At 45.9% G+C, this 15,598-nt stretch carries 14 protein-coding genes and 1 other RNA gene; 8 read left to right on the forward strand and 7 right to left on the reverse strand.

What is annotated here, in order from left to right; all coding sequences use genetic code 11:
• Window positions 1–910 precede the first annotated feature (910 nt).
• The 5 genes from Cabys_RS15235 to recR all read left to right on the forward strand — a co-directional run bounded on the left by Cabys_RS15235 (window position 911) and on the right by recR (window position 5,616).
• Window positions 911–2,494, forward strand: a complete 1,584-nt coding sequence (locus tag Cabys_RS15235; protein WP_006927017.1) for a DEAD/DEAH box helicase — start codon at window positions 911–913, stop codon at window positions 2,492–2,494.
• A 449-nt stretch (window positions 2,495–2,943) separates the two neighbouring features.
• An RNA gene (gene ffs, locus Cabys_RS15240) (signal recognition particle sRNA small type) lies at window positions 2,944–3,043 on the forward strand.
• Window positions 3,044–3,079: 36 nt separating this feature from the next.
• Window positions 3,080–4,648, forward strand: coding sequence for a DNA polymerase III subunit gamma/tau (gene dnaX / locus Cabys_RS15245; RefSeq protein WP_006927018.1), 1,569 nt, complete (start codon window positions 3,080–3,082; stop codon window positions 4,646–4,648).
• A 12-nt stretch (window positions 4,649–4,660) separates the two neighbouring features.
• Window positions 4,661–4,999 carry a YbaB/EbfC family nucleoid-associated protein gene (locus tag Cabys_RS15250; protein ID WP_006927019.1) on the forward strand — a complete coding sequence of 113 codons (339 nt, stop codon included), beginning with the start codon at window positions 4,661–4,663 and terminating at the stop codon, window positions 4,997–4,999.
• Between the two features lie 2 nt (window positions 5,000–5,001).
• A complete protein-coding gene (recR, locus tag Cabys_RS15255; protein WP_006927020.1) occupies window positions 5,002–5,616 on the forward strand; it encodes a recombination mediator RecR in 615 nt (204 codons plus the stop codon).
• Between the two features lie 603 nt (window positions 5,617–6,219).
• Here recR and Cabys_RS15260 read toward each other — a convergent pair.
• The 3 genes from Cabys_RS15260 to Cabys_RS15270 are packed head-to-tail and all read right to left on the reverse strand — an operon-like array spanning window position 6,220 to window position 7,980.
• Window positions 6,220–7,128 (reverse strand): MBL fold metallo-hydrolase, encoded by a 909-nt coding sequence (locus Cabys_RS15260; protein WP_006927021.1) that lies wholly within the window; start codon window positions 7,126–7,128, stop codon window positions 6,220–6,222.
• Window positions 7,129–7,152: 24 nt separating this feature from the next.
• Window positions 7,153–7,728 (reverse strand): bifunctional nuclease family protein, encoded by a 576-nt coding sequence (locus Cabys_RS15265; protein WP_006927022.1) that lies wholly within the window; start codon window positions 7,726–7,728, stop codon window positions 7,153–7,155.
• A 30-nt stretch (window positions 7,729–7,758) separates the two neighbouring features.
• Window positions 7,759–7,980, reverse strand: a complete 222-nt coding sequence (locus Cabys_RS15270; protein ID WP_006927023.1) for a NifU family protein — start codon at window positions 7,978–7,980, stop codon at window positions 7,759–7,761.
• A gap of 282 nt (window positions 7,981–8,262) precedes the next feature.
• Between Cabys_RS15270 and Cabys_RS15275 the strand changes: the two genes are divergently transcribed.
• Genes Cabys_RS15275 through Cabys_RS15285 form a run of 3 tightly spaced genes read left to right on the forward strand, consistent with a single transcriptional unit; the run spans window position 8,263 to window position 11,737 of the window.
• On the forward strand, window positions 8,263–9,315 hold the full coding sequence (locus Cabys_RS15275; protein ID WP_150109230.1) for a hypothetical protein: 1,053 nt from the start codon (window positions 8,263–8,265) through the stop codon (window positions 9,313–9,315).
• A 1-nt stretch (window position 9,316) separates the two neighbouring features.
• Complete coding sequence (locus Cabys_RS15280; RefSeq protein ID WP_006927025.1) at window positions 9,317–10,336, forward strand: hypothetical protein; 1,020 nt, start codon at window positions 9,317–9,319, stop codon at window positions 10,334–10,336.
• 36 nt (window positions 10,337–10,372) lie between these two features.
• Entirely contained in the window at window positions 10,373–11,737 is a 1,365-nt protein-coding gene (locus tag Cabys_RS15285; RefSeq protein ID WP_006927026.1) for a phosphomannomutase/phosphoglucomutase, read from the forward strand.
• 475 nt (window positions 11,738–12,212) lie between these two features.
• On the opposite strand, the gene ubiE is transcribed toward Cabys_RS15285, so the two are convergent.
• From ubiE to Cabys_RS15305, 4 genes are read right to left on the reverse strand one after another with little or no spacing between them, the layout of a single operon-like run.
• Entirely contained in the window at window positions 12,213–12,947 is a 735-nt protein-coding gene (gene ubiE, locus Cabys_RS15290) for a bifunctional demethylmenaquinone methyltransferase/2-methoxy-6-polyprenyl-1,4-benzoquinol methylase UbiE (protein ID WP_006927027.1), read from the reverse strand.
• Window positions 12,940–13,545, reverse strand: coding sequence for a UbiX family flavin prenyltransferase (locus Cabys_RS15295; protein ID WP_006927028.1), 606 nt, complete (start codon window positions 13,543–13,545; stop codon window positions 12,940–12,942). The genes ubiE and Cabys_RS15295 overlap by 8 nt, the downstream gene beginning before the upstream one ends.
• Window positions 13,542–14,414 (reverse strand): UbiA-like polyprenyltransferase, encoded by an 873-nt coding sequence (locus Cabys_RS15300; protein ID WP_006927029.1) that lies wholly within the window; start codon window positions 14,412–14,414, stop codon window positions 13,542–13,544. Before Cabys_RS15300 ends, Cabys_RS15295 begins: the two co-directional genes overlap by 4 nt.
• Complete coding sequence (locus Cabys_RS15305; protein WP_006927030.1) at window positions 14,405–15,598, reverse strand: amidohydrolase family protein; 1,194 nt, start codon at window positions 15,596–15,598, stop codon at window positions 14,405–14,407. Before Cabys_RS15305 ends, Cabys_RS15300 begins: the two co-directional genes overlap by 10 nt.

Consider the following 15,598-nt stretch of genomic DNA (forward strand, 5'->3'; position numbering starts at 1 on the left):
CTTTTGCTACCAGAATTTTCATAAGGCCTTAGTGGTTGATGGATTTGACTCGGTTGAGAACAGGGTAAACCGTTTCAACGGTTTACGCCAATGAACAAAGGAATTTCATCCTTCATTAATGGGCTCTTTCTTTCCACTCGGAACGCCTATCTCCGTGCCAGAAGTCCTGAACACTGCTGGAAAAAATTGCCCGCCGGCAACATCCACCTCTTCCAGACCTTATCTGGGAATGAGGGGGTGAGGGTTACCCCGGCAAATGAACGCCAACGTTGATATTGAAATAAGTGTAAGAGTTGATTAGTCGACAAGCTAATTTAAAGTCCCGAAGGGACGAAATGATTATAGCGAAACCGTTTCAACGGTTTAGGCCAATGAACAAAGGAATATCATCCTTCATTAATGGGCTCTTTCCTTCCACTCGGAACGCCTATCTCCGTACCAGAAGTCCTGAACACTGCTGGAAAAAATTGCCCGCCGGCAACATCCACCTCTCCTACATTCTTATTCTAAAAAAGGAAGATCGATGAAGTAAGTGGCTAAATAAAATAATTTTCTTAATTTAAAACATTTTTGCGACCTTCGCGCCCTTCGCGCTTAATTAAATCAAATATTTTGCTTGCTGGCGCGCTATTTTTTTCCCCAAAAAAAACAAGAATTTGGTTATTGCACAAAATTACGTTATATTGGCTGCAATTAAAGCGAAGATTCTCCGGTGCATTTTCATGTCCTTTACCAGTCGGGGTAAGGATGCCTGCCCAAAACCAGGTTTTTGATTTCCTCACGACCTTTAAGGATCCAAAATTCACGGTAGAAAATATTTAAGCGGAATGTAATGATTCCATTGATATCATTATGCTCGTTTTCGTCTTAAACGATACGCAAACACATTTATCTAAAAAAGAGAGACTTTATGAACAACAACATGACATTCAGTGATTTTGCCCTTTCAACGCACGTCTTAGAGGCAATCGACCGCAAAGGCTTTGAAAAACCGACCGACATTCAGGCCCTTACCATTCCCATGATGCTGGACAACGACGCTAATTTAATCGCCCAGGCTCAAACCGGCACCGGTAAAACCGCAGCCTTTGGTTTGCCTTTGATTGAAAAAATAGATCCTTCCACCCGATCAGTTCAGGCTCTGATTCTTGTGCCCACGCGCGAGCTGGCCATTCAGGTGGCCGATGAAATCGATTCGCTTAAAGGCGAAAAAGACCTGAAAATCGTGCCGATTTACGGCGGGCAATCCATCGAAACCCAGTTACGAAAACTGAAACAGGGAATTCACATTGTGGTAGGCACGCCTGGCCGCGTCATCGATCACATCAATCGTAAAACACTTAAACTGGATCGCATCGAACAGTTGATTCTCGACGAAGCCGACGAAATGCTCAACATGGGCTTTATCGAAGACATGGAAGAGATCATGCGACACACCAATCCTGACAAAAGAACGCTGCTTTTTTCGGCTACCATTCCGCCGCGCATTAAAGACCTGGCGCGAAAGTACATGGATGGCTACGAAATGATTACAGCCAAAAAAGAACAACTGATGCCCAGCTTAACCGAACAAATTTTTTATGAAGTTCGCGTGTCGGAAAAGTTCCGCGCTCTCTGCCGCATCATCGATTTCGAAGACCATTTTTACGGTCTGATCTTTTGCAAAACACGCAAAGACGCGGCATCGTTAGCCGAAGACCTGCTGGAACGCGGTTACAGCGCAGAAGCCATCCACGGCGAAATTTCTCAGGGACAGCGAGAACGCAGCCTGAATCGTTTTAAAAGCCGCAAGGTCAACATTCTGGTGGCCACCGATGTGGCAGCCCGAGGCATCGATGTAAACGATATCAGCCATGTGATCAACTACGCCCTGCCCCAGGATCCGGAATCGTATGTGCACCGCATTGGCCGAACGGGACGCGCCGGAAAACAGGGCGTGGCCGTTACCTTTGTGACGCCCGGCGAAACCAGAAAATTTCAATTTATTCAACAAATCGCCGGCAGAAAAATCATGAAAGCACGTCTGCCCAGAGCGCAGGACATCATCAATGCCAAACGCAATAAAATTAGCGAACAACTCAAAAATATCTCCGAAGGCAAAATCGATAAGCACTATCTGGAATGGGCTCAAGAATTATTAAAAGATAACGATCCGGCCGAGGTGCTGGCCGCCGTTTTACAGTTCAGTTTTCAAAAAGAACTGAATCCTAAAAACTTTGCAGACGTGGCCGACCCGGACAGACCCAGAACAAAGAGCAAAAAAAATGGCAACGCTCGCCTTTTCATCGCACTGGGCAGAACGGATCAGTTAACGCCTAAAAAACTGGTCAAACTGATTACCAGCAAATCGGACATTAAGGCCCGGCAAATCAGCGATGTTAAAGTGAAAGATAATTTTTCATTCATCACTGTTCCTTTTGACCGTGCGATGAAAATCATCAGCAGTTTTAAAGATAACGGCAGCCGTTCGCTGGTAACCTTTGCCAAAGATTGATGAGATTTTAAAAAGTTTGCGCGGGGACCAAACGCCTGGCAAAAAAACAACATAAAAAGGTTTATAATGACCGTTCCTCGCGGAACTTCTGAATGTCCCCCAAAATTTCAAACAAAGACCTTATAATCGATTGATATTTAAGGGAATACAATAGCTGAATGTATGAAAAACTCACCCCCTTAATCCCCCTCTCTTTTTGCAAAGAGAGGGGGATAAGAGCATACCTAACGTGTTAGTAAGTATGAAATTAGGGGGTGAGTTGTAAAAATGATTTTAGAAAAAATATTGTTATCCTAAAAAATTTGGGGGCCATTCAGTTCCTCGCGGAACTTTGCTTGACTCTCATCGTTTCTCTAACTAAATTACAGAGCTTGCAGGGGCTACTGCTCTGTCGGAGAGCCTGGCCTTAAATGGCCAGCATTGCGGTTCGACTCCGCATGGTTCCGCTTTGCCAGGTCCCGCGCAATAGGGCGGCACCGAACCCCGTCAGGTCCGGAAGGAAGCAGCGGTAAGTGCTTTACCTATGTGCCGCGGGTTCACCTGGCAATTTTTTATGACAGGTGTTCAGTAAGGATTGGTATTCAAATGTCTTACGTTGTCATTGCGCGTCGTTATCGTCCGCAAACCTTCGAAGAAGTAATTGGTCAGGAGCATGTTTCTAAAACTCTGGCTAATGCCATTGCCAATGGACGAATCGCCCATGCTTACATCTTTTCCGGCCCGCGCGGCGTGGGTAAAACCACCACCGCCCGTATCCTGGCCAAAGCCGTCAACTGCGAAAAGGGCCCAACGCCCACCCCTTGCAATGCCTGTCCATCCTGCCAGGCCATCACCAAAGGCAACGCGCTCGATGTTTACGAGATCGACGGCGCTTCCAATCGTGGCATCGATGAAATCCGCAACCTGCGCGAAAAAATCCGCTTTGCCCCCTCCATGGGCAAATACCGCGTGTACATCATCGACGAAGTACACATGCTCACTAAAGAGGCTTTTAACGCCCTTCTAAAAACACTGGAAGAACCGCCCGAACACGTCATCTTCATTTTTGCCACAACTGAAATCCACCGCGTACCGCCGACCATTCTTTCCCGTTGTCAACGATTCGACTTCAGAAGAATGCCCATTAAAACCATTATGGAACACCTGCGCAAAATTTGTGATTCAGAAAACATAAAGGTCGAAGAGGAAGCGCTGCTGCAAATTGCTAAAAAGGCCGATGGTTCCATGCGTGATTCGCAAAGTATTCTGGACCAGCTTATCTCCTTTTCCGGCAACGAAATAAAATTTGAAGATGTGGCTAAGGCCCTGGGCGTCATCCATCAGGACGAATTTTTCCATTTGACGGATTACATTCGAAATAGCGATATTAAAAACATTATTTTAACCGCCAATAAAATCTTCCAGACCGGTTACGATTTAAACGAATTCCTTTTAGGACTGGAAGAACATTTCAGAAACATCCTTGTATTAAAAGCCACCAACTCCCCGGACCTTTTAGATACTTCTGAAGTTTACCTGGAACGCTATCGTGAGCTGGCCAAAGAAATTTCCGAGAACGACCTCATCGGTTATTTAAAAACCATCGGCGAGACGATTAATGCCGTTAAAGCGAGCCAACAGCCTCAATTAAAATTTGAACTGGGGCTGGTAAAGCTGGCTAAATTGCCAAAAACGACAGAAATCGAACAAATTTTAGAAAACCTAAATCTGCTAAAAAAAAAAGCCAGTAACAACATAGCCTCTGACCATCAACCGGCTTACAGCGCTTCTTCGCAAACACCGCCAACGCTTGACTTAACTACCATTCAGAACAAATGGAAACAATACGTCGAACGGATTAGCGCCCAACGGCCTTCCCTTTCATCGGTTCTGGAAAAAGCAGTGCTAAAACATTTTAATGACGGCAAATTAACCGTCTCTCTGGGTAAAGAAGGAGCCATTATTAGCAATCAACGCTACTGGCTGGAAAATCAGCTTTCGGAACTCCTGCAGTCTTCCATTCGTTTTGAAATTCAGGTAAAAAAGGAAGAAGCGCAACAGGCCGTCGCGGCCGAACAAAGCAACGCGACTAAAGAAGAAATTATGAAACAAATCCTTTCCAAATCCGATCATCTACGCAAATTGGCGGATGAATTTGATCTGGAAATAATGTAAAAGGAGCATACCATGCTGGATATGAATAATATTTTAAAACAGGCCCAAAAGATGCAGGAAGAGATGAAAAAGGTTCAGGATTCCCTGGCCTCCGTTACAGTGGAAGGCAGCGCCGGCGGCGGTATGGTAAAAGTGATCGCCAATTGTAAATTAGAAATTCTTTCTATTAAGATCGAACCGGACATCCTGAAAGAAGAAGACCAGGAAATGATCGAAGATTTGCTGGTGGCTGCGGTCAATCAGGCCATTCAAAACGCGCAAAAACGCGCGGAAGAAGAAATGAAAAAAGTGACCGGCGGTTTGCTTGGCAATCTAAACTTACCAGATGGTTTTAAATTTCCGGGTCTGTAAACATGCGTGAACTGGGAATTTCTGTTCTGGACGAATTAATCGGCCAGTTGGCGCGTTTACCGGGCATCGGTCAAAAAACCGCGCAGCGTCTGGCCATTTTTATTTTAAAAAGCAGCGACGGCTACGCGCAGGAACTGGCGCAGGCCATCTTAAACGTCAAACAAAAAACACGCCTCTGTAAACGCTGCTTTAATGTGGCGGAAGACGAGCTTTGCGCCATCTGCTCCGACCCGCGTCGTGACACACATAAAATTTGCGTGGTTGAAGATATTGTCGATGTTTTGGCCATTGAGGAAACGCACACCTACCGCGGCCTTTACCACGTCCTGGGCGGCGTCATCTCGCCCCTGGCCGGCGTCAACCCTGAAGACCTCAACATCAGATCGCTAATCGAACGCGTTAAAAACGAACCCATTGAAGAGGTCATCCTGGCTTTAAATCCCAGCACCGAAGCAGAAACAACCATCATCTATATCACCAAATTGTTAAAAGACATGGAAGTACAGATCAGTCGTCTGGCCAGCGGCGTACCAATGGGAGCGCATCTGGAATATCTGGATGGAGCGACCATTGGTATGGCCATCCAATCCCGCCAGAAAATCAGTAAAGATACCTAACCCCACGCCAACCCGTCATCCCTGCGAACGCAGGAATCCCCTTCAAACCAACAAACACGTCATTCCTGCGCAAGCAGGAATCCCTGCAAACCAACGAACATGTCATTCCTGCGAACGCAGGAATCCCTTCAAACCAACGAACATGTCATTCCTGCGCAAGCAGGAATCCCCCCAAAAAAAAGCCCCGTCATCCCCCGCAAGCCGGAATCCCCCCAAACCATCACAGGATTCCGGCTCTCGCTGCCGCTCCGCCGGAATGACAGCCCACCAACGTCATTCCTGCGAACGCAGGAATCCCTTCAAACCAACGAACATGTCATTCCTGCGCAAGCAGGAATCCCCCCAAACCAAAAGCCCCGTCATCCCCCCCGCAAGCCGGAATCCCCTCAAACCTTCACAGGATTCCGGCTCTCGCTGCCGCTCCGCCGGAATGACATCCCCCAACCCGTCATTCCTGCGTAAGCAGGAATCCCTTACACAAGGAACCCGTCATTCCTGCGCAAGCAGGAATCCCTTACACAACAAACACGTCATTCCTGCGAACGCAGGAATCCCCTCCAACCTTCACCAAAGAGAACAACTATTTCAAATACATGGGACTTTTCAGACCTGCCAGCTCCAGCCCTCTTTAGCCAGTTCGGCCTGCGGGAACAACTTTTGCGCATCCTTTTCAAGTGTCTTCAGTTGCTCGTCTGAATTATTGGGGTCATGATGGAATAGAAGCAATTTTTTTGCACCGGCTTCCCGGGCTGTATCGCAGGCCATCACAAAGCTGCTGTGGCCGTATCCGCAAAACATCTTGTACTGCTCTTCAGTGTACTGCGCGTCGTGAATCAGAATATCGGCATTTTGCGCGAACTTGATTAAACGCTGATCGCCGCCTTTGTAACCTTCAATATCTGTGGCAAACGTAATTTTATGGTCATTCCACAAAATGTTGTACAAATACGTTCCGTCTTTGGGATGGAAATAATACTTCATGGTGTCGATCCGAAAACCGAATTGACCGGGCTTTTGATGGCGTACATCTCCAATGACGGGCTCTTTTGAATCGTTAAAATAGACAAAGGTATTTTCACTCACATTGTAAAAAGACTTTTGACTGCGGAATTCATCCATGCTCACCGGAAAATATTGCGGCAAAACCTGAGTCCGTAAAATGGTTTCAAAATCAACGCCTACGGTAGGCGGCCCAACAAAATGTAAGTGGACCTGAGGCATGTAAATCGGTGTAAAATAAGGCAGCCCTAAAATATGATCGATGTGCGTGTGCGTAAAAAGAATGGTGATGTGAAACGGACCGTCTGACTTTTTTTGATGTTCCAGAATCTCGGGCAAAAGCTCTTTACCAAGGGGAATGATTCCGCTGCCTGCATCAAATATGACCACATGGTCTGGCGTTCGGGCCATCACGCAAGTCGTATTTCCGCCAAATTGCGTTCCTTCAACCGGCGCAATAGGATAGCTTCCTCTTACACCGTAAATCTTAAATAGAAAATTATAATTGGGCATACAGCACCTTTCTCCAGAAAAACATCAAGAACCGGATTCCATCCGTTTTATCTTGTCCCTTATTTTAGCCGCTTTTTCATATTCTTCATTCTCAACCGCTTTTTTCAACTGTTCCCGCAATAATTCCAGTTCGTCTTCTTTGGTATGTTTCATAAAACTCTTGTTTCCGCTTTTGGATTCGCCAAACTCATCCGCTTCTTCTTCCTCAGGAACATAAGAAGCCTGCTCCATCACCATCTCATCAACAAAAATGGGTGTTCCCAGCCTTAACGCAAGAGCAATGGCGTCGCTTGGCCGTGAATCGATTTCAAACAACTGTCCGGCATAATTTAGCTTAATTATCGCATAATATGTGTTATCCTTTAATTCCGTGATGATCACCTGCTCCATTTCAACGCCCAGCGTTTCCAGAATATTGGCTGCCAGATCATGTGTAATGGGACGCGGCGGTTTTAAATTTTCCAGGGCCAGCGCAATAGCCTGGGCTTCATATTCACCGATTACAATCGGCAGGGCGCGGTCGCCGTCTTGCTCTTTTAAAATGATCCCGCTGGCCTGTGTTTGGGTCATAAATATCCCATTTACACGGACTTCTACCATTATTCACCTCAAATTCTAAAAATTTTACTTTCAAATTGCTTCAACTGCTTTTACTTCGGGGATTTGCATCTTCATAATCCGTTCTATCCCCTGTTTTAATGTAATTTGCGACATCGGGCAACCACCGCACGCACCAACAAGACGGATGTACACCACATTGTCTTCATCGATCTTTACAAATTCCACATCTCCACCGTCGGCCTGCAATCCCGGACGGATACTCTCTAATACTTTTAATACTTTTTCTTTCATTTCATTTCCCTTATTTCAATATTTCTTTCACCTCTTCAAAGTATATAAAATTACCACTTAAAGTCAAATAGTTTTAGCGCAATTTTTTACCAATGTGACGCAGAACAATTAATCTTTCAGATGCTAAAGAGTACTTCCATTTTTAAAATACCACATTATTTTTTAATTTTCAATGACCGTTGACTATTTTTTGCCGATTTTAAATAAAATGTTTATTTTCATTCTTTAATTGGATGCGTCTGACATAAAAAACAGGATTTCGGGAACGTTTTGCAGAGAGCTATGATGAACAATCTTTTAAAATATATTGTTGCCATATTGATCGTTTTGAACGTTGCTTTTTCAGAATCGCTTTTTGCTGCCTCGCCGCCGTTAACCAAACGTCTGGCAGGCGGCCCGACGGTAATGTTCGAAAAAAATCCATTTGTCGATTATGTTAATATCTATTTACTAATCGACAAAACACCGTTTAATAACCCGTTGACGATCGATTATATTTTAGAGGAAATAGAAATTGCTTTACAAAGACAGGGCGCCATTTGCCAGCCGCTGCTCAACCGCATTATCCCCGAAAAACCTTTTAACGCCCATGAACAGGCCTTTCTTATTGTTCGCTTTAGCGCGGACGACTTTGAGAATAATCTACCGTCCATTCTAAAAACCTTGTTACTGCTGAACAAGCGTCATAAATACCTGATTTACGATCAAAACCTTGTCTATCAGCAAATGAAAAATATATCAAAATTTTTACAGCCAGATTCTTTCTTCAAAAGAGTGAAAGAGGCTCAGGTCAACCATGTCCCCCCTGTAACTTTACATCCGCACATGTATCTATTAATTTCTGGAAGGATTGACATATTTCATATTTTAAATACTCTGCATCGTTTTATTGCCAGTAAGGCAATAAAAGAAGATACCTTTTCAAGCAATAATAACGATCGACTTTACTGGCTGTTTGTTTTCCAGAGGTTTTTAATCGATTTTTTAAAGAATCAGATAAATATACAGGAGCAAAACTGCTGGCGAATACTGGCTCCGATTCAGATTAAGGAAGGGAAAATTTCACTTAAGGCAGATAAAATAAGCGCATTAGACGAGAACCGATTTTTTGAACAGCTCAGGCAACAAAAAGCAGTTTTTAAGGACTGGTATTTTAAGGACTATTTAAAATATTTTAAGTGGTTGAATTTTGACAATGACACCAAAGCGTTGTTACAGTTGTATTCCGAATGCTATTTAAAAAGCGATGCATTGTTCCGATTAAACTTAAAACCTGAAAATAAATTTGTCGATGAATTTTTTGAAATGCCGAACCAATATATTGAGTTTAAATAATATGCTGAAATATTTTTTTTCATCCAAAACGGGTTGTGTTTTTCTTTTGCTCATCTGGGGCGCGTTGAGCCTGCCGGGATACCTTACGGCGGGCAACACTTTTTTTATTGTTCACAAAAATAATTTGCAAGACGAATCAATTGACTCACTAAAACTCAGCCCCGTTACCCAAATAGGCGACGTTTTGATTTTTAAGGCGTATGACGAAAGTCCATCTATTTTTGAGGAGAAAAATTTTAGCTGTACGTTTTTGCCGCTGGCCCAGCCGATGGATAGTATTCTACAAGTTCTGTTCCGTGCCAGCCGCACACTCAAATCCGGCGCTTTTTTATTGAATTTTGACGACCGCTTTCAGGTTAAAGCGCTTACCAAACCCGCTTTCAGAGCGTCTCCTTTACCTTTAAAAGAAATAAACATGATCGTTTCCCCAAAAATCATCCAGAATGAAATTTACATCGATATTGACATTCATGCGCTGATAAACAAAGGGATCTACGACTTCCGACAAATTCTGTTCTTTGAGTTTTTGTTTCAGAAATTTTTACTGGAACGAATTGCCAGAGGACGGGCCTATAGCGAATCTATTTTCTCAGTATTATTCAAGGATTACCGACCGGTTTACGAACCCGAACTCCATTTTTATCTGGATGAAAAGGCTATTATGGCCTTGATAGAAAAATGGGCTAAAATAAAAACCGCTTTTCAAGAATTCGTTTATTCCGATAAATTTTCTCTTTTAACACAGGAATTTAACAAAAAGCTGGAAGTCATTCAAAGCTCGGATTACAATCGGCTGATTGGATTCAGCAAATTAATCTCCCGCTATGGCTATTTTTTTCCGCCAAAACAAATCCGAATCGTAACAGAAAAAATAGAAGAGCAGCAGCTGAGATCTAATATTGCAGAAATTTCCGAACACCTTATCATGCTCTGGTTTAAACCCGGCCCATTGGATTCAAAAACGCTGGAAACGTTGAAAAGTAAATCGCAACAACAAAACATATTGATTTTACAGGAATAATTGAATTTAAAGATAAAAACACAAGGAGGAAAAGATATGATCAGTCCGTACATCTTTCGAGAATACGACATCCGCGGTGTTGTGGATAAAGATTTAACCGAAGAAGTGGTAGAACTGCTGGGCAGGGGCATCGGCACTTACATGGTGCGGCACAACGCGCGGCGCATTACCATTGGCGGCGACGTCCGCCTTTCGACCGAAAAGCTGCGCAAGGCTTTGATGGCCGGTTTACGAAGCACGGGCGTTAACGTCGTGGATTTAGGCCAGGTCCCCACACCGGTACAATATTTTAGCATGCACCATATTCCCGATGTGCAGGGCGGTGTGATGATTACCGGTTCTCACAATCCTCCTGAATTTAACGGATTTAAAATCACCCTGCATAACGCTCCGGTTTTTGGGCCCATGATTCAGGACATCCGGACTCTGATTGAAAAAGAGGATTTCGAAAAAGGCAGCGGTACTTACGAAAAACAGGAAGTGATTGATGACTATATTAATTTTATCAAACAGAATGTCAAACTGGAACGACCGGTAAAGGTGGTTCTGGATTCCGGCAACGGAGCGGCTTCTCTGGTGGCGCATCGTCTGTTTAAAGAACTGGGCGCCGATACCATCGATCTGTTTGACACCCCGGACGGACGATTCCCCAACCACCATCCGGATCCAACGGTTGTTAAATACATTCAGGAATTAATCAAAACAACGCAGGAAAGCGATGCGGAACTGGGCATTGGCTACGACGGCGACGCCGACCGCATTGGCGTTATTGACGAAAACGGCGATATTATCTGGGGCGACCGGCTGATGATTATCTTTAGTCGTGATATTTTGAAAGATAATCCCGGTGCGCCGATCATTTTTGACGTTAAATGCTCGCAAGCCCTGCCGGAAATGATCGAAAAATTCGGCGGCAAACCAGTCATGTCTAAAACCGGGCATTCCAATATCAAACAGAAGATGAAAGATCTGAAAGCGCCGTTTGCCGGTGAAATGAGCGGACACCTCTTTTTTGCTGATCGCTTTTTCGGTTTTGACGACGCCATTTACGCCTCGGTCAGAATGGTGGAACTGGTTTCCCGCAGCCATCAAAAAGTTTCTGAATTTTTGTCTGATGTACCCAAGTACTACTCCACCCCTGAAATTCGCGCCGAAGTGGAAAATGATGAAATCAAATTCAATATGGCGGCCAAAGCTAAAGCGTACTTTTCTCAGAATTACGAAGTAATCGATATCGATGGCGTGCGTATCCAGTTCGGCGACGGCTGGGGATTGGTTCGCGCTTCCAATACGCAACCGGTGCTGGTTATGCGCTTTGAAGCGCGCACTCCGGAGCGTTTGCAAGAGATTCAGAAAATGGTGATCGACAAACTGAAAGAGTTTGGAGAGATCAAGCTTTAAAAGCTTTGATAGGTGAGCGTGTAAGAGTATAAGAGTATAAGAGTGTAAGAGTGTAAGAGTGTAAGAGTCACCGGTTTGTCATTCCTGGGGCTGTCCCAAAAGTCAAAGACAATGTATTTTTATTAATTTTTTCTTTCCCTCACCCCCTTTAATTCCCCCTCTCCCGATTTTCGGGAGAGGGGGGGGCAGGGGGTGAGGGCTAATGTAAGATTTTCCATGATTTTAAATAATTATGTGTTTAATTTCGCTTTTGAGACAGCCCCAGGGGCAACCCGGGTGAATCCTTACCAGGTTTTAAAGTGCAAGAGTCGAATGGCTGCACGATTCAATAATAGCTTGTAATGCCTTACATCGTAAGATAAAAAACGCCTGAAGAACCTACGATCAGCAGTTCCCCTCTCCCAGACTTGTATTCTGAGAGCGGGCGCTAAGGGTGATGGCTGCGGCCGCGGCCCTCGCCTGCCATCTGACTTTTTTAAGGAATGATCTTGGTTGCCCGATAAATGACAGCCACGCCGTTGAGCAGCTTCCAGTGTTCCACCCGATCAAAGCCGGCCATTTTTAATTGGGCTGTAAATTCGCCAATGGAAGGAAACTTTTCTACCGAAGCCGGTAAATAAGAATAGGCTGCCGGATCTTTACTAACCAATCGGCCTATCAATGGCAAAATATTTTTAAAATAAAACAAATAGAGCTGGCGGAACAGAAAAAAGGTCGGTAAAGAGAACTCCAGAATAATGGCCTGACCATCCAGCGTTAAAACGCGGTTTATTTCTTTTAACGCGCGCTGCATGTCGCCCATATTCCTGATGCCAAATGCGATGGTCATGCCATGGAAACTGTGCTCTTTAAACGGCAAATTTTCGCCGTCGGCATTGATCAGCGCCAGACGAGAGCGTATTTTTTCATCCGCTATTTTGGGACGGGCAAATTTAAGCATGCGCAGGGCGATATCCACCCCCACCACCTGGCAGCCTTTTTGCCGAATCGCTTCCAGAGCAAAGTCTGCCGTGCCGCAGGCCAGATCGAGCACGCGATGCTCATCAGAAACCTGCAGCTTGCGAACGGCCTTTTTGCGCCACAGAATGTCGATTCCAAAACTTAAAAAATGGTTCAAAAAATCATAGCGATGCGCAATGGCGTTGAACATATTACGCACATAGTGTTTTTTCTGCTTTCCCGGTTCCAGAACCATCTGCGGCTCAGCCATCGTTTTCTCCCCAGCGTTTACTCAATTGATGCTCAATATTCAGGTGATCCATCACGCGGGCCGCCACAAAATCCACCAGATCGTTCACGCTTTGCGGCTGGTGGTAAAATCCCGGCGATGCTGGTAATATGGTCGCTCCGGCCAGCGTTGCCTTTTTCATGTTTTCGATGTGAATTAAACTGTAGGGCGTTTCGCGTAACACCAGAATCAGCGGCCGCCGCTCCTTCAAATGAACGTCGGCCGTTCGTTCCATCAGGTTGGCCGCGTAACCACTGGCCACTCCGGAAAGGGTTTTAGCCGAACAGGGAATGATGACCATCCCTTTAGTTATAAAAGAACCGCTGGCCACCGGCGCAAAATGATTTTCTGCCGGATGCACAACAATGGCGGCGCCCAGATAGGGCTCTTCGCTAAAGGTTTCCCAGAACTGCGCAAAAGGCTGTTTTTTTACATCCCAGCCGAGCTCAACCTGCAAAATTTTCTGCGCCACAGAGGAGACAATCAGATGCACCTCGTAATCGGCCGGCACGGCACGCAAAAAACGCGCCGCGTAAAGCATGCCGCTGGCGCCGCTGATCCCCACCACAATACGCTTCATAACAAAAAGTAATCTCCCAGAATGCTAATAAAAAAGATGACGCTGATGATACCGTTCATATTGAAAAATGCCATGTCCAGCTGGGAAAGGTCGTCGGGTTCTACCAGCGCATGTTCGTAGCTGAGCAAGCCGGCAATGACGGTCAATCCCAAAAGATAAATAAAATGCAGGTCCAACAAAATCCAAAGGCTAAAAAGCAGGGTAAAGGCCACTAAATGGCTGAAGCGGGCGATCCACATGGCTTTACGCGCCCCCACCAGCCGCGGAATGGAATACAACTGATACTGCCGGTCAAAGTCGTAGTCCTGCAAAGCGTACAAAATGTCGAATCCGGCCACCCAAAAAACCACCGCCAGGCCTAATAAAATCGGCGGCAGGGCAAACGAACCGGTAATGGCCAGCCAGGCGCCAACCGGCGAAATGCCCAGCGCCACGCCCAGCACATAATGGGAAAAAGCCGTAAACCGTTTGGTGTATGAGTAAAAAAAGATGACGAACAGGGCCACCGGCGACAGGGCAAAACACAACATATTCAACTTGAATGATGAAAAAACAAAAACCAGAGACGAAATTAACACAAAGGCCGCGACTTCTGCCGCTTTGATTTTACCGGCGGGCAGGTGCCGGTTTTTAGTGCGCGGGTTGGCGGCGTCGTACTCGCGATCGACCAGGCGGTTAAACCCCATGGCCGCGCTACGGGCGCTAACCATCGCCACAACAATCCACAGCAACTTTTCCATGGTCAAAGGAACCGCATCATTGGCCAGAACGGCCGACGACAGGGCAAACGGCAAAGCAAATATGGAATGCGAAAACTTAATCATGTGGCCGTATTCTACAATGCGTTGCAAAATCTTCTTCAAAAGCATCTCAATCTTCTCCATTTTCGTGAAACCACAGCAGATTCAGGCTCTTCTTTAATCGCTTCGTCAAATTCAAACACGTTAAAGGCCGCTTTTTTACCAACTTCCAGCGAACCAAACTCCCCTTCACGACCCAGCGCTCTGGCGCCGTTCAAAGTCGCCATGCGCACCAGAGTCACAGGATGCAGCGCCTGGTTAAAGCGCTCCCATAGATAATAAATTTCGTCATTCAAATCAAGGCTGACGTTGGAAGCCAGACTGTCGGTTCCGATACACAGCGGAATCCCTTTCTCAAGGTATTTTTGAATCGGCGGCAGCCCCACGTTCAGCCGGTCGTTGCTGCGCGCGCAAATGCAAACCGCAGCGCCGCTGTTTTTCAAAATATCCAGATCTCTGTCCGTTACCTGCACGCCGTGCACCAGCAGTGTTTTACCGTGTAGCAAACCAAGATCGTTTAAATAGCCCACCGGCGTTTTTCCGGGCGTCTTCCAGTTCTCCGGCCAGGCCTTGCGCGCTTTTAAAAAGGCGGTCAGCTCTGCAGAACCTTCCGTTAAAAACGCATATTCGCTTTTGCTCTCGGCCAGGTGGATGGACATTCTGGCAGAAGCGCTGGCGATCTTTTTCAGCAAGTGCGGAGAGGTTGAATAGGGCGCATGGGGCGTAAGAATGGCGTGTGGATTTCTGGCCTGTAATTCCTGTTGGGCCTTTTCAAAAATGACCTCAGCGCGCTCCGGTAAAAAGCCCAGAATCTCGTAAAAGATCGCCCGTTCAAGCGGTTCGTCGGGCAAAGGCTCCAGCAGCGGACCGTTGGTAATATCGCCCGCCAGCGCAGTCCCCGATTGCCGCATCAGGCGCATCTGCTGCAGGGCAGCCGTTTTGACGCGCTGCGGATTTTCTTTTTGCGCGCGAACGGCCAGCAACCTTTCCACCCATTCAAAAAACTGCCCGGCCGGTATTGTTTCATCTTTAAAATAAGATAATTCCAGATGGGTGTGCGCATTGACCCAGGCCGGCAATATAACGCCATTGGGGAAGTTGTAAATTTTCAAATTTTTAGCATGCCGGGGCAATTCATGGCCGGGCACAATGGTAGAGATGACGCCATCTTCGACGATGAGCGCGGCCTCGCGCATGGGCGGGCTGACAACCGGTACAATCCAACTGGCGCAGTAGGCTTCTTTTTTTTTCAC

This window comes from Caldithrix abyssi DSM 13497, from assembly GCF_001886815.1.
Taxonomy (GTDB): Bacteria; Calditrichota; Calditrichia; order Calditrichales; family Calditrichaceae; genus Caldithrix; species Caldithrix abyssi.